General features: G+C 71.8%; 22 protein-coding genes, 1 pseudogene and 1 riboswitch. Of the genes and pseudogenes, 8 read left to right on the top strand and 15 right to left on the bottom strand.

The features are described 5' to 3' along the window. A riboswitch (cyclic di-AMP (ydaO/yuaA leader) is annotated at positions 1-197 on the bottom strand. A gap of 165 nt (positions 198-362) precedes the next feature. Next, the gene (locus LUM46_RS02430; RefSeq protein ID WP_274992034.1) at positions 363-1,256 is read left to right on the top strand and encodes a hypothetical protein; all 894 of its coding nucleotides are present in this window, start codon (positions 363-365) and stop codon (positions 1,254-1,256) included. 90 nt (positions 1,257-1,346) lie between these two features. On the opposite strand, the gene LUM46_RS02425 is transcribed toward LUM46_RS02430, so the two are convergent. The 4 genes from LUM46_RS02425 to LUM46_RS02410 form a co-directional block, all read right to left on the bottom strand. Next, positions 1,347-2,048: a C40 family peptidase gene (locus LUM46_RS02425; RefSeq protein ID WP_274992033.1), complete on the bottom strand. Its 702-nt coding sequence runs from the start codon at positions 2,046-2,048 to the stop codon at positions 1,347-1,349. A 353-nt stretch (positions 2,049-2,401) separates the two neighbouring features. Further along, entirely contained in the window at positions 2,402-2,848 is a 447-nt protein-coding gene (locus LUM46_RS02420; RefSeq protein ID WP_274992032.1) for an SRPBCC family protein, read from the bottom strand. 66 nt (positions 2,849-2,914) lie between these two features. Then, positions 2,915-4,051 carry a PASTA domain-containing protein gene (locus LUM46_RS02415; protein WP_274992031.1) on the bottom strand — a complete coding sequence of 379 codons (1,137 nt, stop codon included), beginning with the start codon at positions 4,049-4,051 and terminating at the stop codon, positions 2,915-2,917. Beyond that, a complete protein-coding gene (locus LUM46_RS02410; RefSeq protein ID WP_310243027.1) occupies positions 4,048-4,671 on the bottom strand; it encodes a SigE family RNA polymerase sigma factor in 624 nt (207 codons plus the stop codon). The genes LUM46_RS02415 and LUM46_RS02410 overlap by 4 nt, the downstream gene beginning before the upstream one ends. An 82-nt stretch (positions 4,672-4,753) precedes the next feature. On the opposite strand from LUM46_RS02410, the gene LUM46_RS02405 reads away from it, so the two are divergent. Then, the gene (locus LUM46_RS02405; protein WP_274992030.1) at positions 4,754-5,863 is read left to right on the top strand and encodes a DNA glycosylase AlkZ-like family protein; all 1,110 of its coding nucleotides are present in this window, start codon (positions 4,754-4,756) and stop codon (positions 5,861-5,863) included. Positions 5,864-5,951: 88 nt separating this feature from the next. Beyond that, positions 5,952-6,470 carry a GNAT family N-acetyltransferase gene (locus tag LUM46_RS02400; protein WP_274992029.1) on the top strand — a complete coding sequence of 173 codons (519 nt, stop codon included), beginning with the start codon at positions 5,952-5,954 and terminating at the stop codon, positions 6,468-6,470. A 23-nt stretch (positions 6,471-6,493) separates the two neighbouring features. Here LUM46_RS02400 and LUM46_RS02395 read toward each other — a convergent pair whose 3' ends face one another. Both LUM46_RS02395 and LUM46_RS02390 read right to left on the bottom strand, forming a co-directional pair. Next, positions 6,494-7,231: a GH25 family lysozyme gene (locus LUM46_RS02395; protein ID WP_274992028.1), complete on the bottom strand. Its 738-nt coding sequence runs from the start codon at positions 7,229-7,231 to the stop codon at positions 6,494-6,496. Beyond that, positions 7,228-7,746, bottom strand: coding sequence for a DinB family protein (locus LUM46_RS02390; RefSeq protein WP_274992027.1), 519 nt, complete (start codon positions 7,744-7,746; stop codon positions 7,228-7,230). Before LUM46_RS02390 ends, LUM46_RS02395 begins: the two co-directional genes overlap by 4 nt. Before the next feature lie 92 nt (positions 7,747-7,838). On the opposite strand from LUM46_RS02390, the gene LUM46_RS02385 reads away from it, so the two are divergent. After that, the gene (locus LUM46_RS02385) at positions 7,839-8,096 is read left to right on the top strand and encodes a hypothetical protein (protein WP_274992026.1); all 258 of its coding nucleotides are present in this window, start codon (positions 7,839-7,841) and stop codon (positions 8,094-8,096) included. A 93-nt stretch (positions 8,097-8,189) separates the two neighbouring features. Here the strand turns inward: LUM46_RS02385 and LUM46_RS02380 are convergent, their stop codons facing one another. The 5 genes from LUM46_RS02380 to LUM46_RS02360 form a co-directional block, all read right to left on the bottom strand. Continuing rightward, positions 8,190-8,696, bottom strand: a complete 507-nt coding sequence (locus LUM46_RS02380) for an FBP domain-containing protein (RefSeq protein ID WP_274992025.1) — start codon at positions 8,694-8,696, stop codon at positions 8,190-8,192. Positions 8,697-9,130: 434 nt separating this feature from the next. Then, the gene (locus LUM46_RS02375) at positions 9,131-9,973 is read right to left on the bottom strand and encodes a MerR family transcriptional regulator (RefSeq protein ID WP_274992024.1); all 843 of its coding nucleotides are present in this window, start codon (positions 9,971-9,973) and stop codon (positions 9,131-9,133) included. A 15-nt stretch (positions 9,974-9,988) separates the two neighbouring features. Then, on the bottom strand, positions 9,989-10,498 hold the full coding sequence (locus LUM46_RS02370) for a VOC family protein (RefSeq protein ID WP_274992022.1): 510 nt from the start codon (positions 10,496-10,498) through the stop codon (positions 9,989-9,991). Positions 10,499-10,567: 69 nt separating this feature from the next. Further along, on the bottom strand, positions 10,568-10,930 hold the full coding sequence (locus tag LUM46_RS02365; protein ID WP_274992021.1) for a DUF3817 domain-containing protein: 363 nt from the start codon (positions 10,928-10,930) through the stop codon (positions 10,568-10,570). 72 nt (positions 10,931-11,002) lie between these two features. Further along, entirely contained in the window at positions 11,003-11,923 is a 921-nt protein-coding gene (locus LUM46_RS02360; RefSeq protein ID WP_274992020.1) for a DMT family transporter, read from the bottom strand. On the opposite strand from LUM46_RS02360, the gene LUM46_RS02355 reads away from it, so the two are divergent. Continuing rightward, the gene (locus tag LUM46_RS02355; protein WP_274992019.1) at positions 11,922-13,334 is read left to right on the top strand and encodes an aminotransferase-like domain-containing protein; all 1,413 of its coding nucleotides are present in this window, start codon (positions 11,922-11,924) and stop codon (positions 13,332-13,334) included. The genes LUM46_RS02360 and LUM46_RS02355 overlap by 2 nt on opposite strands. A gap of 31 nt (positions 13,335-13,365) precedes the next feature. Here LUM46_RS02355 and LUM46_RS02350 read toward each other — a convergent pair whose 3' ends face one another. The 4 genes from LUM46_RS02350 to LUM46_RS02335 are packed head-to-tail and all read right to left on the bottom strand — an operon-like array spanning position 13,366 to position 17,814. Next, positions 13,366-13,878, bottom strand: coding sequence for a nitroreductase family deazaflavin-dependent oxidoreductase (locus LUM46_RS02350; RefSeq protein WP_274992018.1), 513 nt, complete (start codon positions 13,876-13,878; stop codon positions 13,366-13,368). Between the two features lie 38 nt (positions 13,879-13,916). Further along, positions 13,917-15,293, bottom strand: a complete 1,377-nt coding sequence (locus LUM46_RS02345) for an NAD-dependent succinate-semialdehyde dehydrogenase (RefSeq protein WP_274992017.1) — start codon at positions 15,291-15,293, stop codon at positions 13,917-13,919. Beyond that, positions 15,290-16,555 carry an ectoine hydrolase gene (doeA, locus tag LUM46_RS02340; RefSeq protein ID WP_274992016.1) on the bottom strand — a complete coding sequence of 422 codons (1,266 nt, stop codon included), beginning with the start codon at positions 16,553-16,555 and terminating at the stop codon, positions 15,290-15,292. Before doeA ends, LUM46_RS02345 begins: the two co-directional genes overlap by 4 nt. Continuing rightward, entirely contained in the window at positions 16,555-17,814 is a 1,260-nt protein-coding gene (locus tag LUM46_RS02335; RefSeq protein ID WP_274992015.1) for an aspartate aminotransferase family protein, read from the bottom strand. The genes doeA and LUM46_RS02335 overlap by 1 nt, the downstream gene beginning before the upstream one ends. Positions 17,815-18,074: 260 nt before the next feature. On the opposite strand from LUM46_RS02335, the pseudogene LUM46_RS26680 reads away from it, so the two are divergent. The 3 genes and pseudogenes from LUM46_RS26680 to uxuA all read left to right on the top strand — a co-directional run. After that, a pseudogene (locus LUM46_RS26680) lies at positions 18,075-19,775 on the top strand (glycoside hydrolase family 2 TIM barrel-domain containing protein); the annotation flags it as partial. A gap of 60 nt (positions 19,776-19,835) precedes the next feature. Then, complete coding sequence (locus tag LUM46_RS26675; RefSeq protein ID WP_374727012.1) at positions 19,836-21,053, top strand: beta-galactosidase small subunit-related protein; 1,218 nt, start codon at positions 19,836-19,838, stop codon at positions 21,051-21,053. A 117-nt stretch (positions 21,054-21,170) separates the two neighbouring features. Continuing rightward, complete coding sequence (gene uxuA / locus LUM46_RS02325; protein WP_274992076.1) at positions 21,171-22,289, top strand: mannonate dehydratase; 1,119 nt, start codon at positions 21,171-21,173, stop codon at positions 22,287-22,289. Positions 22,290-22,351 lie beyond the last annotated feature (62 nt).

Below are 22,351 nucleotides of genomic sequence, written 5' to 3'. Positions count from 1 at the left end.
TAATGTCTCCTGTACCGCCTGCGAGGTCAGCTGTCGGGTTCGGGTAGGAGTACACACCCGGCCGAACGGCTACTGGGGGGTTCCGTCCGGCTTCACCCCGAGGACGACGATCCTGCTGTCGCCCGGGAAGTGGGTCCCCCGCTCCTGTCTCGAACGTCTGGTCATGAGCCGGTGACAGGATTCGGCGTCCGGCTCACGACTCCACCGATGTGGGGGAGCAGAAGTCAAAGTACACACCTTCATCAAAAAAGTCACGATCAGGTCACGCATTCCGGTCTGACCCATCGAAGGCGCAGATTTGCGCCGTTTCGGTCTTCCGGGGTTATGACCGACATCACATACATCGGCTACCGTTCGGCGGCATGGCCGAAAGTGCATCTCGCATCTCCGCCTGGTGGGTGCTTCCCATCAGTGCCGTCGCCTGGTGGGTGTGCGGCTTCCTGCCCTGGCTCCTGCAAGCGTTGTACGAGGTCATCGGCCTGACCGAAGCCTCGGCGGCGCGGCCCGCCGGCTTCCTGCCGCTCCCCTTCACCGCCGACGACGCGGTCGTCGGCCTGGTCGTCATGGCCCTGATCGGGGGTCTTCTCGGCGGCCTCATGTCCGGGCTCCCGGCGTCGGCGCGGGCCGGCGCGGCCGCTGCGACGACGGGGACCTTGCTCGCCATGTCCGCGGTGGGTGGCGGCTCCTGGTGGCTCGCTGTCCGCGGCAGCGTGCCCGGCGACGCCGCACCGCTCGGGATGCTCGTCGTCGCCGGTGCTGCCGGCGTCGTGGGGCTCGCGGTGGGCCTCCTGGTGGCCCTCGGTCCGGCAGCCCTGCGCGGGCTCGCCCTCGCCCTACCGGTGGTGCTCGTGGACGGCTGGCTGTGGGGCCTCCTGCCCGGCAACCCGGTGTCCCCCACCGGTACGTGGTGGATCTTCGCGGTGGCGCTCGGCGTCGCGTTCGGCCTCGCCGTGGACAGCAGGCCCATCGAGCTGTTGGGCTGGCTGCCCGCCGCCGGCATCGTGTGGGTGCTCCAGGCGGCCGGCCCGGCACTCCTGACCGTGCAGGAGAACATCTGGCCCGGCTCCGCGCTCACCGAGGACCCCCTCTCGGCGGTGGCCATCGTCGGTCACGAGCTCGGGTCTGCGGCCGTCGCGTCCGACGGGCACCAGCTCGGCGCCTGGGTGGTCGCCCTGCTGCTCGGTGCGTCCATCGCGGCGCTCCGGCTCTCCCGGGAGGCGGCGGACGAGAGCGAGCTCTCCGAGGCCTGGGCCTGACCCGGCAGCTCGCTCCGCTACTGATTGCGATCAAGCCCGCCGAGGTAGAACCGGGGCCTGGTTCTACCTCGGCGGAGTGGGCTCGGGGTGTCAGTAAGGGCGGATGTAGACCGCGTAGTCCTGCCACTGGGCGGTGTGGCGCACGGGCGTGCCGTAGTTGGCCGCCTCGACGACCATGCCGTCGCCCGCGTAGAGCGAGACGTGGCCCTGGGTCCACACGATGTCGCCGGGGATGGGGGACGCGACCTGGTAGCCCGCGGCCACCATGGACGACGAGGAGTGCGGCAGCGTGACGCCGAGCTGCGCGTACACGTACTTGATCAGGCCGGAGCAGTCGAACCCGGTGCCCGGTGACTCGCCGCCGTACGTGTAGGCGATGCCGATGTACTGCATCGCGATCGCGACCGCCTGGGCGCCGATGGAGCCGTCGGAGGCGTAGTCCGGGGTAGCAGGCTCGACCTCCTCGGCCACCGCTTCCGTCACCGCCTCCGGCTCGGGGTGGGTGGTGGTCTCCACGACGGGCTCTGGCTCTGGCTCTGGCTCCGGCTCCGGAGCGGGGGTGACCTTGACGGCCTTGCTCTCGATGTCGAGCCTGGCGTCGTTCGCCACCTGTACGGCAGGCGCCGCTGCGAGCTCTTTGCGAGCCTCTTGCGTCAGTGCGGTCATGTCGACGCTTGCCAGGCGGTTCGACCCGTCTCCCATGACGGCGTGTGCGCTGGGTGCGAACGCCGTCGCGAGAAGTCCGGACGATGCCGCGATCAGTGCGCCCGAGCGGGCTGCTGTACGGGTCACGGTCATCAGGGGAGTGCTAGGAGCGTGATCGGCGCGGTGTCGGCCGCGTCGGACGGTGGTACTCACCGAAGTTCTCCAAGTCGCCGATTGCGCGAGCCCGTACCGAACTGGGGAATGGGGCCTGCGGTTGCGCCTCCGGTGGCGCAACGGGACCGACGCTACATACGGGTCACCACCTTGTCTCGATCAGATAACGGTTGTCGTGAAGTATCAACGTGTCCGAAACGCGCGTAACTTTTCGCCCTGATGCCTTTTCCCAGCCCAAGGGCCATTCTTCACACCGAAATGGGCCTATGGAGGGCAGGGAGAAACACAGGAAGAAATGATGCGACACGCCGGTCTCCGGCGGCGTGTCAGCTCTTGTCCCGGACGCGCAGCTCCGCCTCGGCCTTCAGCTCGGCCAGCTCCGTGTCCACGAGCTCCCGTGCTCGCGAGCCCAGCACGACGTTGGTCAGGCCGGCGAGCATCCCGCTCTGCGCGACCACCAGCGTCACCTCGCACGCGGCGTCGGACAGCGGCGCGATCTGGTGCGCCGCTCCCGATCTGATACCAGGGGTGCTGCTCGACCAGGAGAAACCGCGGCCCTCCGCCAGCCCGTCCACCTCCCACACGGACCGGGGCAGGCCGGGCTGCGTCATCTCGACGCGGGAGCCGAGGGTGATGGCCGGCTCGGGGCCGAGGATCGTCACGCTGGTCATGGAGCTGGTCCAGGTGGGCATGCGCTCGACGTCGGACAGGACCTGCCAGACGACGTCGGCGGGCGCCTCGACCCGGGTGCTGGTGCGGTAGGCATGGGCCACGGGCCCCAGGCTACGCCGGGCTCGAGAGCAACCGGCGTGGCCTGGGGCCCGTGGTGAGCTACCAGGTCAGGAACCCGTGGACAGCTGGAGCGTGACGACGGCACCCCAGCTGACGAGAGCGCCGGTCTCCGGGTCCGACGAGATGATCGTTCCCGCAGGGACCGTGTCCGACTCGGTGTCCTCGAAGACGCAGGTGAGGTGCGTCTGCTGGCAGACGACCCCGGCGTCCTCGACGGTCATCGCGGTGAAGTCGGGTATCTCGATGGTGCTGTCGGCGACCTCATCGGGGAGAGGCGTGAACTCGGTCGTGACGAAGGTGTTGACGGAGTGGATCTTGCCCATCGACTCCTCGGTCTCGAGCGGGACGTCCTGCTCCTCGTCGTAGATGTAGGTCCACGTCGCGTCGAACAGCGTGAACGTCGCGGCGGTGCCAAGCCGGTCCGCGGTGTCCCGTGCTCCCTGCTGCACCTCGACGCCGGGGAGCGTCTTGAGCAGCTCCCACGCGGCGGCGCGCAGCTCCGGAGCGCTCGGTGCCGCGTTGATCAGCCTCGAGGCCGCGTAGAGCACGGCCTCCTCGCCCTCGCCGGTCGGCTCGTAGGCGGTGCGCAGCGCGTCCTCGAGAGCGGCTGGTTCGGTGGGTAGCTCGGCGAGCTCCGCCCAGGTGAGGCTCACGTTGGTCTCGTCGTGCCCGAGGTTGAGGTACGTGGGCACGTCGAGCAGCGCCGGCCCGTTCGCGGTGAGCTCGAAGCTGACGCCGTCGCCGTACCAGCGTTCGATCCCGAACAGGGCGGGGTCGGTCGCCTCACCCTGCTTCGTGGTGTCGTGGCGCGTCACCACGTGGAAGTACGTCGCGTCGCGCCAGCCCTCGGGCGGCACGGTCGCGTTCTCGACGGGGTTGCTGGGTTCGCCGGTGAGCTCGTCGCCCGCGCCCGACGTCGCCGGCGGTCCGCTCGGCGACGGAGACGGCGACGCCGCTATCGTCATCGAACCGCCAGGGAGGGCGGTGCCCGGCGCCTCCAGGGTGGTGGCCACCCAGGCCCCTCCGCCCAGCGCCAGCCCCATGGCCAGGGTGACACCGCCCACCCGGGCGGCCCGCCGCCGCCGGGCGGCGGGGACCACCCGAGTGACGTCCACATCGATCGTCGGTGCGACCTGGGACACCTGGGTGCGCAGGTTCGCTGCGAACTGCTCGTCGTTGTTCATGACCCGCTCCGCTCGTCGGTGGTGCCTGTGGGGGTTGTCGTGGTGCGCACGGCGTCGGCCGCGTCCTCCGTCTGCAGGACCTCGCGCAGGCGGGCGATGCCGCGTGACGCGGTGGACTTCACGGTGCCGACGGAAACTCCGGTCGCGTCGGCGACCTCACGCTCCGACAGGCCCTCCAGGTGCCGGAGCACCACGATCCGGCGCTGCTTGGTGGGGAGTGTCAGCAGGGCGCGGCTGAGCCGGTCGCGCTCGGCGTGCCGGTCGGCCGGGCCGGGACTGCCGTCCGACCGGTCGGGCAGCGTGTCGGAGGCCATGAGGACCTCCCGCCGACGCCGGCGCCAGCGGTCGATCCGCAGGTTGGCCAGGACGCGGCGCGCGTAGGCGAGCGGTTCGCCCTGCCGTGCCTTCGGCCAGGCCAGGTAGGTCTTCATGAGGGCTTGCTGCACCAGCTCCTCGGCGACATGGGTGTCACCGCACAGCAGCCAGGCGGTGCGTGCGAGGGCTGGAGCCGACCGGGCCATGAAGCTGGCGAACTCGGCCTCCTTGTCCCCCACCACCACGACGTCGATCGCGTGAACCTTGTCGGGGCTCGAACGCCCCGCGACCATTGGCATGCTCATGCCTCCCTCACGGTCCAGCACGACAAAAGGTTGAGTGGACGGCTCGAAGGAGCATGTCGCTGTTCTTCCGTATCCTCGCGGCATGGCCACGCATCGGCTCACCGTGCAGCAGGGGCGGCGCATCGCCCTCCGCGCCCAGCTGCTCGACGCTCGCCGTCCGGTCGACCTGATCCAGCTGGTGGAGGACCTGACGTTCCTCTCGGTGGATCCGACGTCGGCCGTGGCGCCCGCCGTCGACCTCGTCGCCTGGTCCCGGCTGGGCAACGAGTACTGGCAGGGCGCCGTCGACGACGCGATCTCCGACCGCATGCTGTTCCAGCTGCGGGGCACCGTGCGGCCGATGGGCGACCTGGCCCTCTACCTGGAGCAGATGGCCCGCTGGCCGCAGAACGAGACCATGCGGCAGTGGCTCGCCGACAACGCGGAGTTCGAGCGAGAGGTGCTGGCGCTGATCGAGTCCGAGGGGCCGGTGCTCGCCAAGGACGTGCCCGACACGGCCCGCGTGCCGTACACGTGGGGGGCCGAGGGGTGGAGCAGCCGGCGCAGCGTGGCCGAGATGCTCGAGGCGCTGAACATGCAGGGCAAGCTCGCGATGGTCGGGCGCAAGGGCAGGCAGCGGCTGTGGGATCTTGCGGAGCGGGTGTATCCACAGGTCGAGCCGGTCCCCCTGGAGGAGGCGCTGCGGGAGCGGGTCGACCGGCGGCTGGCCGCCGAGGGCATCGCCCGCAAGCGGGTACAGGGCCGCGCGGGTGACAACGCCTGGTGGGTGGAGCTGCCCGGCGAGGTGGTCCAGGTCGAGGGGGTGGACGGCGAGTGGCGGGTCGACCGGGCGCTGCTCGAGCGTGCGAACGAGGAGTTCGAGCCGCGTACCGCCCTGCTGTCCCCGTTCGACGCGATAGCCGCCGACCGGCCTCGCCTGCTCGACCTGTTCGACTACGAGTACATGCTCGAGATGTACAAGCCGAAGGGCAAGCGTCGCTGGGGCTACTTCGCGCTGCCGATCCTGCACGGGGAACGGTTCGTGGGAAAGCTCGACGCGAAGGCGGACCGCAAGGAGGGCGTGCTGAACGTCTTCGCGGTGCACGAGGACCTGCCGTTCGACGGGGCGACGATGGACGCGGTGCACGCCGAGGTGGAAGGCCTCGCCGCGTGGCTGGGGCTCGGCCGCGTCGACTACGCCAGGGACGCGTGACCCACGCGGGCCTGCTCCTGACCCCGAGTCAGGTGGTTGAAAGTTTCACGACTCCCAAGGGGTCCGAAATGCGACTATCATCCGCGAGGTGACGTCGCAGATGATGGTCGACCTGGTTCCCGTGGACGAGGACGTGCTCGAGGCCCTCCTCGCCCTGGCCGTCGCCGAGGCCGAGCCCGGCGAGGTGATGCCGCCCGCCTCCGGCGAGTCGGCCACCGAGCCGCGCACGACCTGGACCGACCTCCGCAAGGGCGCGTTCCGGGAGTACCATCGTCGGTGCCGGGTGAACCGGCACACCCCGGTCCCCGAGGTGACCTGGGCGGTCAAGGCCAGGGGCAGGGTGGTGGGCGCCGCGCGCCTGGCGCTGGTCGACGGCGACCCGACCGCGCGGGAGGTCGGCCTCTGGCTCGGTCGGTCGTACCGCGGCCAGGGCATCTCCGGCGAGGTCGTCTACTGGGCGGTCGCCGCGGCGCAGACCATGGACGCCAAGCGCCTGGTGGCACGGTCGGCGACGCGCTCGCCCGTCGTCCGGAGGTCTCTGGAGCGCATCGGCTTCGAGGTGGTGGACAGCGGCGGTCAGCTGGTCGGCACCATCGGCGTGCCCTGACGTCCTGCCCTGACCCACGCGGCTCAGTCGAGGGTGAGCGCCTCGAGCTCGGCGCGGGTTCCCGCGAAGACGTTCATGTCGATGTACGGCTCGACGCCGTCGTAGCCGGGCAGCCGGTCGCGGTGCGAGTACTGCCAGATCGTCCAGTCGCGTCCGTCGGACAGCCGGGGCGTCCACCCGACCGACCGGATCCAGATCGGCAGGTCCGGGTAGCGGCCGGCGAGGTACAGGTCGTACGCCTCCTGCGTCGCGTACACGATCGGAGCGGCGCCGTAGTGCTCCGTGATCCCGGCGACGAGCGGGTCGAGGATCGCGCGCACCGTCTTCGGTGACGGGTGGTCCTCGTGGAACGCGCCGTAGAACTCCAGGTCGATCACCGGCGGGAGGGTCCCGGGGGTCGCAGGGACCTCGGCGGCGAGCTGCGCGGCCTGGTCGGCGCCCGGGCTCTCGAAGCTCATGAAGTGGTACGCACCGACGAGCAGGTCGGTCCGGGTGGCGGCCGCCCAGTTCGCGGCGAACCGCGGGTCGGTGTGCGAGGAGCCCTCGGTGGCCTTGATCCAGGCGAAGTCGAGGTCCTGCGCGGCCAGCACGTCCCAGTCGACCTCGCCCTGGTAGTGCGCGACGTCCACACCCCGTACGTCGTACCGGGCGGCGGGGATCCGGTTGGGCCAGACGACCCCGTTCACCACGAGCACGGCGAGCACCGCCACGACGGCGACCCCGGCCGCCGTCGTCCACACGGCTGTTCGGCGAGTGCTCATTCGCCTGTCGCACCGCCGGCCAGCTCCACGGAGATGTCCAGGTGACCCGCATGGCGGGCGTACTCCTGCAGCACGTGGAAACAGATCCACGCGAGCGTGGGCGGATCCTCGGTGAACCGACCGCCCAGCGCGCCCTGCTCGTCCAGCGCGTGGGTCGCGAGCACCTCGCTGGTCGTGGCGCCACCGGCGTGCAGGGCCTGGAGCAGCTCGTCCAGCCCGACGCCGTCGGGCACCGCCCAGGGTCCGTGCGGGTCCTGGCCCGCGTGGTCGTCCCACGGCCGCTCGACGGGCTCCGCCAGGAAGCCCCACCGGAACCAGCGCTGCTCCATGTGCACCAGGTGGATCAGCAGCTCGAGCGGCGACCAGCCGGACGGGAGGCGGGACGCACGCAGGTCGGCGTCCGACAGGCTGCGCAGCTTCCGGTCCACGGCCTGCCGGTAGTAGTCCAGGTAGGCGGTGAACAGGGCGGCCGGATCGGTGGAGCCGGGTCGCGGTTCGCTGTCGGAGAGGGGCACGCTGAGAGGTTACTGCGCGACACCGACAACTCGGTCGCCGAAGTGCTGTGACATCCGTGCGGCAGGCGCGTCTGTAGTGCATGACGCAGACCATGACCCAGACGAAGAGCAGGACCTACGGCCTCGCTTCGAACCCCTCGGAGTGGGCGGCGCACCGCCGTGCCGTCGTCTTCTCGGTGCGCCGGATGTTCCCCGGGGTCGATGCAGAGCGGGCCGCCACCGAAGGGCTGGGCGAGCTGTGCCGCCAGATCGTGGCGCACGGCGCCGTCGACCGGCCGGCCGTCGTGTGGTGCGAGGCGGCCGTCGCGGCGGCCGCACGCCTGCGGTCCGGGGCCGGTTCGCCGGCATGAACCGGCGGAGGTGCGTCCCGGCCCCGTCCGCACGACGGCACGTGCGGCTGTCGGACGCACAGGTCTACGGGACCTGTGCGCCCGACGCGTTCATCAGCGCGTGCTGCAGACCTCTGCGACGAACCGCGCGGCCCGCTCGCGCAGACCCGCGATGCGCCGGTCGGTGATCAGCTCACGCATGGCGGGGTCGTTGCCCGCCTCCGTGAACGTCGGCATGCGTCGCACGTTCCGCGAGCAGCCGAACTCGGTGCAGATCAGCGTGCCGATGGTGTTCCCGTTGCGTCCCGAGGCACCGCCGCGCCGGGCGACGTAGAGGGAGACGTCGTCCGTGACGACGACGTCCTCGCACCAGGCGCAGACGCCCTTGGTGCGTGCGCGGCCCGCCTTGGCGTCGGCGGAGCGCAGCAGCACGCCGGTCGGTTCGCCGTCGAGCTCGAGCACCACGTACGCGGACAGGGGCGCCTTGCGGTCGTGCCACCCGAGGTAGTCGAGGCGCTCCCAGTCGAGCGTGTCGAGGTCGGGAAGGGTGGCCTGCGCGGCCTCCCGCTTGCTCGCGTTCACGAAGGACGCGCGGATCTGCTTCTCGGTCAGAGGGTTCATGGGGTATCGGCTTCCGGTCGTTCGGAGGCCACCGGCCGGCATCGGCCGTCGCACGGGTGTGCACGACGGCGCCTCGGTCACCGACACGTTCGGGTCACCGGGCAGGCGGGCGGCAGGGCAGGGGACGATGCCGCGCCCGCCCTCCGACGTCCGGCCGCAGCGCGCGACCGTCGAAGCGGTCCGTGCGGGATGCTGCCGTGCGTGATCAGAGAGTCGTGACGCGGGTCCGGGAGCTGCCCGAGCAGGCCGCGACGGCCGCCCCGCATCCCGCGGTGAGTTCCCGCATCTCTCGCTCCTCGTGTGTTCCGTGAGGCCGGCCGGGCCAGATCGCCGCGCAGCCGACCGTTCGATGCTACGACACCGGCCCGGCGCGGTACACGTGGTTCTTGCCACAGGCCACAGCCGGCCCGCGCCAGGACGCATGCCGCCTCGGCTCAGGTCCAGGTCGCGGTCGCGGGGTCGACGCCGTGGGCCAGCGCGTTGGCGTCCACGATGTCGCGGAGCCAGCCGGCGAGGCCCACCTCGATGTCGTCGTAGAACGTCAGGAAGCCCGGGTCGTCGACGAAGGAGCGGGCCAGGCAGGCGTGCATCGAGCGGGTGCAGTCGAAGTAGGTGCTCATCGACGCGCGGTGCCGCTCGGCCAGGGCGTTCGCCCGCTCGCTCCCCGGCCGCACACCCTCGCGGACGGCCGTGGCCAGATCGCCGTGCAGCGCCTCGACGTCCGCCATGATCCGGCGCCAGTCCTCGGGGCTCCGGTCCGCGGCACGTTCGGCGTACTGCGCCCACTGCTCGCTGTCACCCCAGCGGTCCCTGGCCTGGAGCTGCTGGGACGGGTCCCACCGCTCGCCGAAGATCTCCACCTGTTCCTCGGGGGAGAGCAGGATGCCGGAGCGGCGAGCCTCGATCAGCCGGTCCAGTGCGTCCGCCGAGCGTTCCAGGCGCCTGATGTGCTCGCGCACCTGGTCCAGCTGCCTGCGGAGGGAGTCCTCCGCATCGTCGGTCGGCGCGGAGAGCAGCGCACCGATGTCGGCGAGGGGGACACCGAGCTCGCGGTAGAGGCGCACCCGGTGGAGCCGGGCGACGTCCGCGGCGTCGTAGAGCCGGTGCCCGCCCGAGGTGCGTTGCGACGGGCGGGCCAGGCCCACCTCGTCCCAGTGGTGCAGCGTCCGGACCGTGACGCCCACGACGGACGCGGCGCCGCCGACGGTCAGGCCGTCCGGCGGCACCGCGTCGGCCGTGCCCGGGTGCGTCATCCGGCCCAGTCTCGCAGCCGTCACGGTCACCGGGCGACCTCACGCGGAGGGCCCTTCGATGCCCAGGTCGTCGCGCAGGGCCTGGGCCTCGGCGCTGGCCGGGTCGTAGGGACGGGCAGCGGTCATGACCACCCGCATGTTCTCCGGGGTGACCACCTCGACGTCCACGGTGTTCCAGGGCGTCTGCCGCGGCCCGGTGGTACTGCCGGGCAGCAGCTCCGCGCAGGCCGCGGCGATCTGGTCCACCTGGCTCAGCACGCACGAGAAGCTCACGCTCACGGCGGTCGAGCCGTCCGCGGCGTCGCCCGGGACCAGCAGGACGTCCTGGAACGCCCAGCGCCGCAGGTGGGTGACATGGCCCGGGGCGGCGAAGAGCTCGAAGAAGCCGAGGCCACGCGTCCAGAACTCGACGGAGGCGGCCATGTCCCCCGTGGGCACGTTCACGAACATCGGCATGCCGTAGATGCCGCGAAACAGCTCGGGGGGTTCGGCGTCCGGTCCGGGAAGGGGGACGGGGCCCATGTCGAAGGCAGGAAACGTATCGGTCATGGCGCCAGCGTGGCCCCTCACGTGGCGTGAGGTTCAAGTCCGGACGGGAGCTCCGGCGAGCCGGTCCGCCTACTGCGTCTGCTGCAGGTCGGCCGTCGTCCGCGCCGCGGCTTCACGGTCGGCCGGGTCGGCGAGGTGGCCGGACCGCTTGAGCCACCACTCGGCGAGCAGCGTGGTCAGCGGCGGGATCGAGGAGGCGAGGGCGACGAAGGTACGGAACCAGCCCCAGCGCAGCTTGACCCCCACGATCAGCGTCACGACCACGAACAGCACGAACGCGCCGCCGTGGAGCCGGCCGAACAGCCACACCCCGGCCTCGGTGGTCTCGGTGACGTACTTGAGGAACATCCCGACCAGGAGTCCGGCCCAGGTGAACGCCTCGATCCAGGCGACGATGGCGAACAGGCGGCCGAGGCGAGACATCGCGGGCATGCGGAACCTTTCGGAGGCGAGGCGGGTCACCCCCAGTCTGCCTGACGCCGGACGCTGCTCCGGGCCGCCCGGCTACCGCAGCCGGGACCGTACGGCAGCGCCCGCGCAGGCGATCACCGCCGCCCCGCCGAGCACCGTCGGCCACGTGAGCTGCTCGTGCAGGAGCAGCGTGGCCCAGCAGATGCTGAGCACCGGCTGGACCAGCTGGACCTGGCTGACCTGCGCCATCGGGCCGATCGCGAGGCCGCGGTACCAGGCGAAGAAGCCGAGGAACATGCTCACCACCCCGAGGTAGCCGAACAGGGCCCAGTCGAGCGGGGACCCCGTCGGCGGGCTCTGCGCCAGCGAGACACCTGTGAGCAGCATCATCGGCACGCCGGCGAGCACGAGCGCCCACGAGATGGTCTGCCACGCGCCGAGCTCGCGGGCGAGCAGCCCGCCCTCCGCGTAGCCGACGGCGCACGCGACGACGGCGCCGATCAGCAGCAGGTCGGCACCGTGCAGCCCGCCGAGCCCGCCGCCCTGCACGGCGGCGAAGCCGACCGCCGCCACCGCGCCCAGCGCTGCCGTCACCCAGAACGACACCAGGGTCCGCTCGCGTCCGCGCAGCACGGCCAGCACCGCCGTCACGGCAGGGAGCACCGCGATGACGACGGCGCTGTGGCTCGCCGACGCCGTCGTGAGCGCGAACGAGGTGAGCACCGGGAAGCCGACGACCACGCCGCCCGCGACGATCGCGAGCCGCGCCCACTGCGCGCCCCGGGGCCGGCGCTGCCGGGTGACGGCCAGGGCGACTGCCGCGAGCGCCGCCGCGACGACCGCGCGGCCGCAGGACACGAAGAGCGGTGACATGCTGCCGTCGTCGACCACCTGGCGCGTGAAGGGGACGGTGAACGAGAAGGCCGCTACACCGAGGAGACCCCACCAGAGGCCGGCTCGGGCGGACGATAGCGGCGGTGCCGCTTGGAGAGTAGCGCTACTGTTGGCTGTCATGTATGACGATAGCAGTGCGCGCATCGTCGCCGGCCTGCACGAGTGGCTGGCCACCGCGCCCCCCGGAGCCCGCCTGCCGTCCAGCCGTGTGCTCGTGGCGCGGTACGGGGCGAGCCCGGTCACCGTGCAGAAGGCGCTGCGCACCCTCGCGTCGCAGGGCGTCGTGGAGACCCGGCCGGGCGTCGGCACCTTCGTCCGGGCGGTGCGCGTGCCGCACGCCCACGACTACGGCTGGCAGACGGCGGCCCTCGGCCCGCGCACCCGGCCCGGCCAGCAGCTGTCCCGGGCCCTGCACACCGCGCCGAACGACGTGATAGCGCTGCACTCGGGCTACCCGGACCGCGAGCTGCTGCCCGAACGCCTGGTCCGCTCCGCGTTCACCCGGGCCGCGCGCAGCGATGCCGCCGTCACCAGGCCACCGACCGCGGGGCTGCCCGACCTGCAGGCCTGGTTCGCCGCGGAGCTCGGCGGCGCGGCACCCGCCGGGGTCACGCCGCCGGCCCCCAGCGACGTCGTCGTCTTCCCGGGCAGCCAGTCGAGCCTCAGCACCGTCTTCCGCGCCCTGGTGGGCGCAGGCCGGCCCCTGCTCGTCGAGTCGCCCACCTACTGGGGCGCGATCCTCGCCGCGGAGCAGGTCGGCGTGCAGCTGGTGCCGGTGCCGAGCGGCCCGCGGGGACCGGACCCCGACGAGCTCGCACGCGCCTTCGACCGCACCGGGGCGCGCGCCCTCTACGCACAGCCGAGCTTCGCCAACCCGACCGGCGCCCGCTGGTCGCCGGACCTGGCCGACGAGGTGCTCCGGCTGGCCCGCGAGCACGGTGCCTTCGTGATCGAGGACGACTGGGCCCACGACTTCGGGATCACCCAGGACGTGGTGCCCCTCGCCGCACGCGACGACGGCGGGCACGTGGTCTACCTGCGCTCGCTGGCGAAGAGCGTCTCGCCGGCGGTGCGCGTGGCCGGGCTGGTCGCCCGCGGCCCGGCCCGCGACCGCATCCTCGCGGACGCGCAGGCCGAGTCCTTGTACGTGAGCGGCCTGCTGCAGGCGGTAGCTCTCGACGTCGTGACCCAGCCTGCCTGGCGCACCCACCTGCGCGGCCTGCGCCAGCAGCTCGCCGCGCGGCGCGACCTGCTGCGCGGCGCGCTCCGGGAGCACGCACCGGCCGCTCGTGTCGAGACGGTGCCGCAGGGCGGCCTGAACCTCTGGGTGCGGCTCCCGGACACCACCGACGTCGCACGACTGGTCGGGGACTGCGATGCGGCCCGCGTCGTCGTGGCCGCGGGCGACGACTGGTTTCCCGCCGAGCCGACCGGCCCCTTCCTGCGCCTCAACTACTCCGGGCCGAACCCCGGGGCGTTCCCGGAGGGCGCGCGCGTGGTCGGGGAGATGCTGGCGCGGCAGGCGGGGTGACGGCCGGGTGGGCGGGTCGGTGCGCCGATGCTCAGCGACTCTCGTCGCGAGCGGTCGCCTCGGCCAGCGGTTGCAGGCGGAACAGGCGCACGACGCGCCCGGAGTCCCGCTCGTAGCGCCGGTAGCCGGGCCACTGCTCCTCGATCCGGGCCCACGTGGCGTCCCGCTCGTCGTCGCCGATGAGCGTCGCGCGGACCGGCATGGTCCGGCCACGCACGCTGATCGTCACCTCCGGCTGCGCCAGCAGGTTGTAGGTCCATGCTGGATGCCGTTCCTGGGCGAAGGCGGAGCCGGCGACGATGGCGCGGCCCTGCCCGTCCGGTGTGTACATGAGGTACGTGTCACGCGGCTCCCCCGACCTCGCTCCCGTCGAGTGCAGGACGAGGGACGGCACCAGCAGGGCGCTGAACTGCAGCTTCCCGCCGGAGAGCCGGTCGAGCAGTCGCTCGACCGGCGGCAGCACCTTCGGACCGACGGTGCGGAACACGCGCGTGCGCGTCAGGGGGGCGACGGCAGATCGCAGGGCGTGGAGCAGGCTGGCCATCCGTTCATGATCCACCGGCCAGGTGCTGGGCGCAGGACCTACTCCCTCTTGGGTCCCACCCAGACCTGCTGGGCGTTCACGAACTCGCGGATGCCGTGCGGGCCCAGCTCACGCCCGTAGCCGGAGCGCTTGATCCCTCCGCTGGGGAGCCGCGGGTCGGACTTCACGATCCCGTTCACCGCCACCTGCCCGGCGAAGAGGTCGCGGGCCATCGCCTCTCCCCGCTCCCTGGTGGTCCAGACGCTCGCGGCCAGGCCGTAGGGCGTGTCGTTGGCGAGGGCGAGCGCGCTGTCCGCGTCGTCGGCCACCACGACCGCCGCGACCGGGCCGAACGTCTCCTCCCGGCACGCGGGCATGTCGGGGGTGACCCCGGTCAGCAGCGTCACCGGGTAGAACCAGCCGTCGCCGTCGGGCAGCTCCCCGCCGAGCACGCACCGGGCTCCTGCGGCGACGCTCTCGGTGACCTGGCGGTGCAGGTTGTCGCGCAGGTCCGACCGCGCGATGGGGCCGACCTGCGTGCTCTCGTCCCGCGGGTCCCCGACGACCAGGGCGCTCAGCCGCTCGGTGAGCAGCTCGACGAGCTCGTCGTGCACCGGCCGCTCGACGATGATCCGCTTGGCGGCGATGCACGACTGGCCGGCGTTGATGATGCGGGACAGCGCGATGACGTCCGCGGCCTGGGTCAGGTCGGCGTCGGCCAGGACGACGCAGGGGTCCGATCCGCCGAGCTCCAGCACGGTGGGCTTGATCTCGCTCGCCGCGATCGAGGCGACGGCCGCTCCGCCGCGCTCCGAGCCGGTGAACGACACCGCCTGGATCCGCGGGTCGCGGATCGCCTGCTCGACGTCGCCCGTCTCGGCCAGCAGGGCCTGGAAGATGCCGGGCGGAGCGCCGACCGCGTCGAAGGCGCCGGCGATCGCCTCGGCACAGCCGGGCACGTGCGGGTCGTGCTTCATCACGCAGGTGTTCCCCGCCATCAGCGCCGGGGCACAGAACCGGAACGCCAGCCAGAAGGGGGCGTTCCACGGCAGCACACCGAGGAGGGGGCCGAGCGGCAGGTACTGCACGTAGCTGGAGCTCGCGTCCGAGGCGATGACCTCGTCGGTCAGGTACGCGGCGGCGTGCTCCGCGTAGTGCTCCGCCGCCCAGGCGGCCTTGTTGACCTCGCCCCGCGACTCGGTCATGGGCTTGCCCATCTCCTCGGTCATGACCATGCCGAGCTGGTCCACGTTCTCGCGCATGTGCGCGGCCACCGCGCGCAGGACGTCGGCGCGCTCGTCGAACGACGTGGTGCGCCAGCTCTCGAACGCGGCCTGGGCCCGGTCGATGGTGGCGGTGATCTCCTCCGGTGTGGCGGCAGGGACCCGGCGCACGACGGCGCCGGTGGTGGGGTCGGTGGCGGTGAGGAAGCTCATGGTTCTCCTGTCCCTGCGGCAGCGGCCTGAGCGTGGGTCGGCTCGTCGGCGGCGGTGTCGGGCTCGAGGTCGGCCACCGACGTCAGGTTCGCGGCGTCGGTGGCGTGCACGACGAAGTCCTCGTCCAGGCTGAAGAACGACTCGCACCCGTCGTCGGTGATGCGGATGGTGTCGGAGATCCCGACGGTCTTGTCGCCGTCGACTCCCCACATCCACGGGATCACGTGGAAGGTCATGCCCGGTTCGAGCACGGAGAAGTCGCCGGGGTTCAGCGACAGGATGTAGCCCTCGTCCCACGACGGCGGGAAGGCGATGCCGATCGAGTACCCGGACCGGGTGACCAGCCGTGCGCCGACGTCGTTGTCCGAGATGATGCGCCGGACGATCGAGTCGGCGTCGGACACCGTCATGCCAGGGCCCATCAGGCTCTTGAGCTCCGCCAGCGCTGCCTTCATCCGCTCCTGCGACCGGTACATCGACCCGGACAGCTCGCCGGTGACCACCGTGCGCATCATCGCCGTGTGGTAGCGCCGGTAGCAGCCGCCGATCTCGAGGAGCACGTGGTCGTCCGGCTGGATCACGCGCCCCTCCCACGTGGCGTGCCCGATCATCGACCGCGGCCCCGACGCCACGTACGGCATCACCGACGGGAACTCGCCACCGGCACGGAACATGGCGGACGAGATGGCGGCGGCGACGTCGTTCTCGGTGGCGCCGGGGAGGGCGGCCGCGAGACCGGCGGCCATCCCTGCCTCGGTGGCGCGGGCGGCCCTGCGCATCACGTCGATCTCGACGTCCGACTTGCGGAGCCGGCCCGCCTCGACGATGCCGAAGCAGTCCAGCAGCACCCCGTGCTGGAACGACGTGTGGATGCGGTCCTGCTGGTAGGCGGGGAAGAAGTAGCTGTTGCGCTCGTAGCCGACCCGCTTGTTCCCGAGCCCGGACTGGTTCAGCGCCAGCACGAGCTCCTGGATGGCGTCACCGGTGTCGGGGTACGGCCGCGTGTGCTCCACCCAGGTGCGCTCGATGACGTTGGACTCCTCCATGGCCCGGGTGATCATCAGGGGCTCGCCGTCGAGCGGGACGACCAGCGCCTGGAAGAACGAGTACCCGGTGGTCTGGTAGTCCGTCAGGTACATCAGGTTCTCCGGGTCGGTGATGACCACGGCGTCCAGCCGCCGGGCCGCCATCCGCTCGCGCAGGTCGTGCAGCCTGCGCTGGTACTCCTCCGGCGGGAAGGTCATGTCGTCGCGGGCCCGCATCACGCCACCCCCAGCGCCGTCGCCACTGCCTTGTCGAGGATGTCCAGACCCTGGGTCAGGTCGTCGTCGGGAATGGTCAGCGGCGGGATCAGCTTGATCACCTGCCCGCCGGTGCCGCACGGGCCGATCAGCAGGCCCGCCTCGAAGGCTGCCTGCTGCACCCGCTTGGCGAAGGCCCCGTCGCCGGTGTCCAGCGCCTGCATCATGCCCCTGCCCCGGACGGTCCAGCCCTGGTCGGGGTGGGCGGCGGCGATCTGCTCCAGCCGGTCACGCAGCACGGCGCCCTTGGCCCGCACCTCGCTCATCAGCACGTCGTCGGTGAAGTAGTCCAGTGCGACGGTCCCCGCGACGAACGACAGGCCCTGGCCGCGGAAGGTGCCGGTGTGGGCACCGGGCGACCAGTGGTCGTCGACGGACGGCTTGTTCAGGTTCATCGCTATCGGGGTGCCGAACCCGCCGAGGCCCTTGGCCAGGTTGATGATGTCGGGCTCGAGGCCCATGCCGTCGAACGAGAAGTAGTCGCCGGTGCGGCCGCAGCCGGCCTGGATGTCGTCGATGATGAACAGCGCTCCGACCTCGCGCGCCAGGTCCTGGATCTGGTGCAGCCAGCCGGCGGTGGCGATGTTGACGCCGCCCTCGGCCTGCAGCGCCTCGACCAGGAACGCGGCGGGCGGCGTCAGCCCGCTCGACGGGTCGAGCAGCGCTGCCCGGTACTCCGCGATGGCGGTGTCGCCACCGGGGGCGGTCTCGAACGGCAGGCGCACGACGTCGGTCAGCGGCACACCGGCCCACTGCCGGAACGCCTCGTTCGCGGTGGCGGCCAGCGAACCGAGGGTCATGCCGTGGAACCCGTGGCTGAACGCCACGATCTCGCGCCGCCCGGTGGCCAGCCTGGCCAGCTTGAGCGACGCCTCGACCGCGTTGGTCCCGGTCGGTCCCATGAACTGCATGCGGTAGTCCATGCCTCGCGGCCTGAGGATCACGTCCCGGAACTTCTCGATGAAGTCGCGCTTGGTGGTCGTGTAGGTGTCGAGGCTGTGGGCCACCCCGTCGGCCTGGAGGAACGCGATCATCGCATCCTTCATCCGCGGGTTGTTGTGGCCGAAGTTCAGCACGCCTGCCCCGGCGAAGAAGTCGATGTAGGAGGTGCCGTCCTCAGCGGTCTGCCGGGCGTTGGAAGCGGACGCGAACACGGTGGGATAGGCACGGCAGTAGCCGCGGACGCTGGATTCGGACTGCTCGAACGGTGACATGTCCATGGCCGACACCTCTTTCAGGTCGTTCAGATCGTCGTGGTGGTCTCCTCGTGGCCGGCACGCTGCCGGGTGGTGAAAATGCGAAACTTCCCGCGGTCGAGATGCCGTCACCTCGAAGCAGGAAGCCAACACGTCCAGACTGAACCCTCGCCGGACGAGGGGCAACCCCTGTGATCGCGCTGGTTTTGCGCTCGTCGGGTCAGTACCGTCACGACCGGCGCCTTGCTTGCCCGCTTCCCCGTCCGACGCCGCCTGGAGGAGTCATGACCACCGCCCACGAGTCCGTCACCCCGCCGGACGGTGTCGTCGCCCCGCGATTCCGCCCCCCGGCCGGCGCGTCCGGCTCGGCCACGCTGTCGCTCGACGGGGAGTGGCGGTTCCGGCTGTTCCCGCATCCCGACACCGGGGTGGACCGTGCCGAGCGTGGCGACGACTGGGACCGGCTGACGGTGCCCGGGCACTGGCAGCTCGCGAAGGCCCCGCACGCCTGGCCCTACGGCGTGCCCGCCTACAACAACGTGCTCTACCCGTTCCCGGTCGACCCGCCGCACGTGCCCGACGACAACCCGACGGGCGAGTACCGCACGACCTTCCGGCTGCCCGCCGACTGGCCGGAGGGCGGTCGCACCCTGCTGCGCTTCGAGGGCGTGGACTCCTGGTTCCAGGTGGCCCTCGACGGCGAGCCGCTCGCCACGTCGCACGGCTCACGCCTGCCCACCGAGGTCGATCTCACCGGCCGGCTGACGGACGGCGAGCACCTCCTCGCCGTGCGGGTCACCCAGTGGTCGGCCATGTCCTACGTCGAGGACCAGGACCAGTGGTGGCTCTCCGGGATCTTCCGCAGCGTCACGCTGGAGCACCGGCCGGACGGTGCGCTCGACGACGTCCGCGTGCACGCCGGCTACGACCACACGACCGGTGTCGGCACGCTGCGGGTGGACGCCGCGACCGTGGTGGCGACGGCAGGCGCCGTACCTGCGCGGGTGACCGTGCCCGAGCTCGGCGTCGAGGCGGCGGCCGGCGAGGAGCTGCGAGCTCCCGTCGAGCCGTGGAGCGCCGAGCAGCCGCGGCTCTACGACGTCGTCGTGTCGACGGACACCGAGACGGTGACCCTGTCCGTCGGCTTCCGTACCGTCTCCATCGAGGACGGGGTCTTCCTCGTCAACGGCCGCCCGATCAAGCTCCGCGGCGTCAACCGGCACGAGTTCGACCCGCTGCGCGGCCGTGCCGTGACGCCCGAGCGGATGCTCGAGGACGTGCTGCTCATGAAGCGCCACCACATCAACGCCGTCCGCACGAGCCACTACCCGCCGCACCCGCACTTCCTCGACCTGTGCGACCGGTACGGCCTCTACGTGATCGACGAGAACGACCTGGAGACGCACGGGTTCCAGCCCGGCGGCTGGGTGGGCAACCCCGTGGACGACCCGGCCTGGACCGAGGTGCTGGTCGACCGCGTGACCAGGACGGTGCGCCGCGACGCGCACCACGCGAGCATCATCATGTGGTCGCTGGGCAACGAGGCGGGCGGCGGGTGCAACATCCCGGCGATGGTCGACGCCGTCCGGGCCCTCGACCCGAGCCGGCCCGTCCACTACGAGGGCGACTTCTCGAGCGACCACGTGGACGTGTACTCCCGGATGTACGCCGACAGCGAGGAGGTCGAGCTGATCGGGCAGGGCATCGAGCCGCCGCTGGAGCGCGCCGACGCCGACGCCCGCCGTCGGGCCATGCCGTTCGTGCTGTGCGAGTACGCGCACGCCATGGGCAACGGCCCGGGCGGCCTCGCCGACTACGACGCCGCCTTCGACCGGCACCCGCGCCTGCTCGGCGGGTTCATCTGGGAGTGGATCGACCACGGCCTGACCCGCACCGACGCCGACGGGAACCCGTTCTCGGCGTACGGCGGCGACTTCGGCGAGCGGTTCCACGACGGCACCTTCATCGCCGACGGCCTGCTCCTGCCCGACCGCACGCCGTCACCCGGGCTGCTCGAGACGGCGGCCGTGTTCGCGCCGGTCCGCATCGACGCCCAGGCCGACGGCACGCTCCTCGTCCGCAACCGCTACGCCTTCCGCGACACGAGCCATGCCGAGCTGCGCTGGACGCTGCACCGCGGTGCGGAGGAGCTCGCCACGGGCGTCCTGGACCTGGTGCTGGAGGCGGGGACCGAGACGGTGGTGCGCCCGCCGTCCGACCTGGTGCTGCCGGAGCCGGGCGACGCCCCGGTCTGGTGGACCGTGCGCGCCGTCCAGGCGAAGGCGGAAGCGCTCGAGGAGGCGTGGCTCGAGCCCGGCTTCCAGCTCGGCGCGGGCCAGCTCCTCCTCGTCGAGCCCGCGTCGCTCCCGGCTCCCGCCGGCCGGGTGTCCACCGAGGCCGACGGCGGGTTCCGCGCCGGTCCCGCCCGGTTCGACCGTCGAGGTGACCTCCGTACCCTCGCCGGCCGGGCGGTGCACGGCTTCCGGGTCGACGCCTGGCGGGCGCCGACCGACAACGACCGCCGCCCGGCGAGGTGGCGAGGCTCGGCCGACGCGGAGAAGTGGAGCAGCGCAGGCCTGAACCTGCTGGCCGAGCGCAAGGACGGTGTCGCCGTCACCGCCGACGGGGCGCTCGCGGTCGAGGCCCGGATCGCCGGCCCGGCGACCCGCGCCGGGTTCGCCGCGCGCTACCGCTGGCAGCCCGTCACCGACGCGCCGGACGCGGTGGACCTGGTCGTCGACATCCGGCCGGAGGGTCGCTGGCCCGACAACGTGGCCCGCCTCGGGGTGCTGCTCGCGCTCGACGAGCCGGCGGCCGCCGAGACCGGCGTCCGCTGGACGGGCCTCGGGCCCGACGAGTCGTACGCGGACTCCAGGAAGGCGGCGCTCGGGGGCTCGTGGCAGCACACCGTCGCCGACTGGCAGACGCGGTACACCCACCCGCAGGAGAACGGTGCGCGCCGGGGCGTCACGAGCGCGGTCCTGTCCTTCGCGGACGGCACCGGTCTGCGGATCGACGCCGGGGAGGTGACCGTCGGCGCCCGGTCGCAGCTCGGGATCGAGCTGTCGCTGCGCCCGTGGTCCGACGAGGCGCTGGACCGTGCGGCCCACCCGCACGAGCTCGTGCCCGACGGCAGGCTGTGGCTGCACCTCGATGCGGCCCAGCACGGTGTCGGGAGCGCGGCCTGCGGGCCGGGCGTCCTGCCGAACGCACAGCTGCACGCCGCTCCCGTCCGGATGCGGCTGCGCTTCACCACTCTGTGAAGGCGCACCACTCCGTGAACACGTGCCCGCCCCGTCGGCCGGGGCGGGCATGATGTATACAAGAACGGCTATACAAGGCCGGCAACCAAGGACGACGACGAGGAGCACCCCGTGAAGATGGGCTTCCGCTGGTACGGCGAGGGCAACGACACCGTGACCCTGGATCACGTGCGCCAGATCCCTGGCGTGGAGACCATCGTGTGGAGCCTGCACCACAAGCAGGCTGGTGAGGTCTGGGAGCAGGCCGAGATCGACGCCGAGGTCGCGCGCATCACCGGCCTGTCGGCCGCGGCGCGTGCCCAGGGCGTGACGCGGACGTTCGACGCCGAGGTGGTCGAGTCGGTCAACGTCCACGAGTCGATCAAGCTCGGGCGGACCGTCCTCGGGATGAGCCGGGACGAGGCCATCGCGAACTACATCACGACGATCGAGCGGCTCGGCCGCGCCGGCGTGAAGGTCGTCTGCTACAACTTCATGCCCGTCTTCGACTGGCTGCGCACCGACCTGTGGCACCCGCTGCCCGACGGCTCGACCGCGCTGTACTACGAGAAGGCTGTGGTCGACAAGATGTCGCCCGAGAGCCTCATCGCCGACATGGAGGCGAACACGCACGGGCTCACCCTGCCCGGCTGGGAGCCCGAGCGGCTGGCGAGCTTCCATGAGCTCAACGCTGCCTACGTGGGTGTCACCCACGACGACATGTACGCGAACTACCAGTACTTCCTCGAGGCGGTCATCCCCACCTGCGAGGAGTACGACGTCAAGCTGGGCGTGCACCCCGACGACCCGCCGTTCGACGTCTTCGGCTGGCCGCGCGTGGTCTCCAGCAAGGAAGGCCTGGCCCGGGTGCTCGACCTGCACCCGAGCCCGCACCACGGCCTGACGCTGTGCCTGGGCAGCTTCTCCGCCAACCCGGAGCACGACGCGGTCGACGCCGTACGCACCTTCATGGACCGCATCCACTTCTCGCACGTGCGCAACATCAAGCACTTCGCAAGCGGTGACTTCACCGAGGTGGCCCACCGTGCCTCGGAGGGCAGCGTCGACACGACCGGGATCATGAAGGCGTACGCCGAGGCCAACTACCAGGGCTACATCCGGCCCGATCACGGCCGCCACCTGTGGGACGAGAACACCACGAACAAGCCTCGCCCCGGATACGGGCTCTACGACCGGGCCCTCGGTATCCAGTACCTCCTCGGCGCGTGGGACGCGTTCCGGTACCAGCAGGGTTGAGCAGGGTTTGCCGGCCCGACAGGGCCGGCAACCTCACCCCCGCCGGACTACCTGCCGGAGCA

The organism is Promicromonospora iranensis (genome assembly GCF_028994805.1).
GTDB lineage: Bacteria > Actinomycetota > Actinomycetes > Actinomycetales > Cellulomonadaceae > Promicromonospora > Promicromonospora iranensis.
Note: the sequence above shows the minus strand (reverse complement) of the source record. Positions and strands in the feature narration are given on the sequence as shown.

Bases quoted from the DNA above. Each gene is read 5' to 3' on its own strand.
- LUM46_RS02430 (WP_274992034.1), top strand. From the start codon at position 363: ATGGCCGAAAGTGCATCTCGCATCTCCGCCTGGTGGGTGCTTCCCATC.
- LUM46_RS02415 (WP_274992031.1), bottom strand. From the start codon at position 4,051: ATGAACAACGACGAGCAGTTCGCAGCGAACCTGCGCACCCAGGTGTCC.
- LUM46_RS02410 (WP_310243027.1), bottom strand. From the start codon at position 4,671: ATGAGCATGCCAATGGTCGCGGGGCGTTCGAGCCCCGACAAGGTTCAC.
- LUM46_RS02405 (WP_274992030.1), top strand. From the start codon at position 4,754: ATGGCCACGCATCGGCTCACCGTGCAGCAGGGGCGGCGCATCGCCCTC.
- LUM46_RS02395 (WP_274992028.1), bottom strand. From the start codon at position 7,231: ATGAGCACTCGCCGAACAGCCGTGTGGACGACGGCGGCCGGGGTCGCC.
- LUM46_RS02385 (WP_274992026.1), top strand. From the start codon at position 7,839: ATGACCCAGACGAAGAGCAGGACCTACGGCCTCGCTTCGAACCCCTCG.
- LUM46_RS02380 (WP_274992025.1), bottom strand. From the start codon at position 8,696: ATGAACCCTCTGACCGAGAAGCAGATCCGCGCGTCCTTCGTGAACGCG.
- LUM46_RS02370 (WP_274992022.1), bottom strand. From the start codon at position 10,498: ATGACCGATACGTTTCCTGCCTTCGACATGGGCCCCGTCCCCCTTCCC.
- LUM46_RS02365 (WP_274992021.1), bottom strand. From the start codon at position 10,930: ATGCCCGCGATGTCTCGCCTCGGCCGCCTGTTCGCCATCGTCGCCTGG.
- LUM46_RS02355 (WP_274992019.1), top strand. From the start codon at position 11,922: ATGTATGACGATAGCAGTGCGCGCATCGTCGCCGGCCTGCACGAGTGG.
- LUM46_RS02360 (WP_274992020.1), bottom strand. From the start codon at position 11,923: ATGACAGCCAACAGTAGCGCTACTCTCCAAGCGGCACCGCCGCTATCG.
- LUM46_RS02350 (WP_274992018.1), bottom strand. From the start codon at position 13,878: ATGGCCAGCCTGCTCCACGCCCTGCGATCTGCCGTCGCCCCCCTGACG.
- LUM46_RS02345 (WP_274992017.1), bottom strand. From the start codon at position 15,293: ATGAGCTTCCTCACCGCCACCGACCCCACCACCGGCGCCGTCGTGCGC.
- doeA (WP_274992016.1), bottom strand. From the start codon at position 16,555: ATGCGGGCCCGCGACGACATGACCTTCCCGCCGGAGGAGTACCAGCGC.
- LUM46_RS02335 (WP_274992015.1), bottom strand. From the start codon at position 17,814: ATGGACATGTCACCGTTCGAGCAGTCCGAATCCAGCGTCCGCGGCTAC.
- uxuA (WP_274992076.1), top strand. From the start codon at position 21,171: ATGGGCTTCCGCTGGTACGGCGAGGGCAACGACACCGTGACCCTGGAT.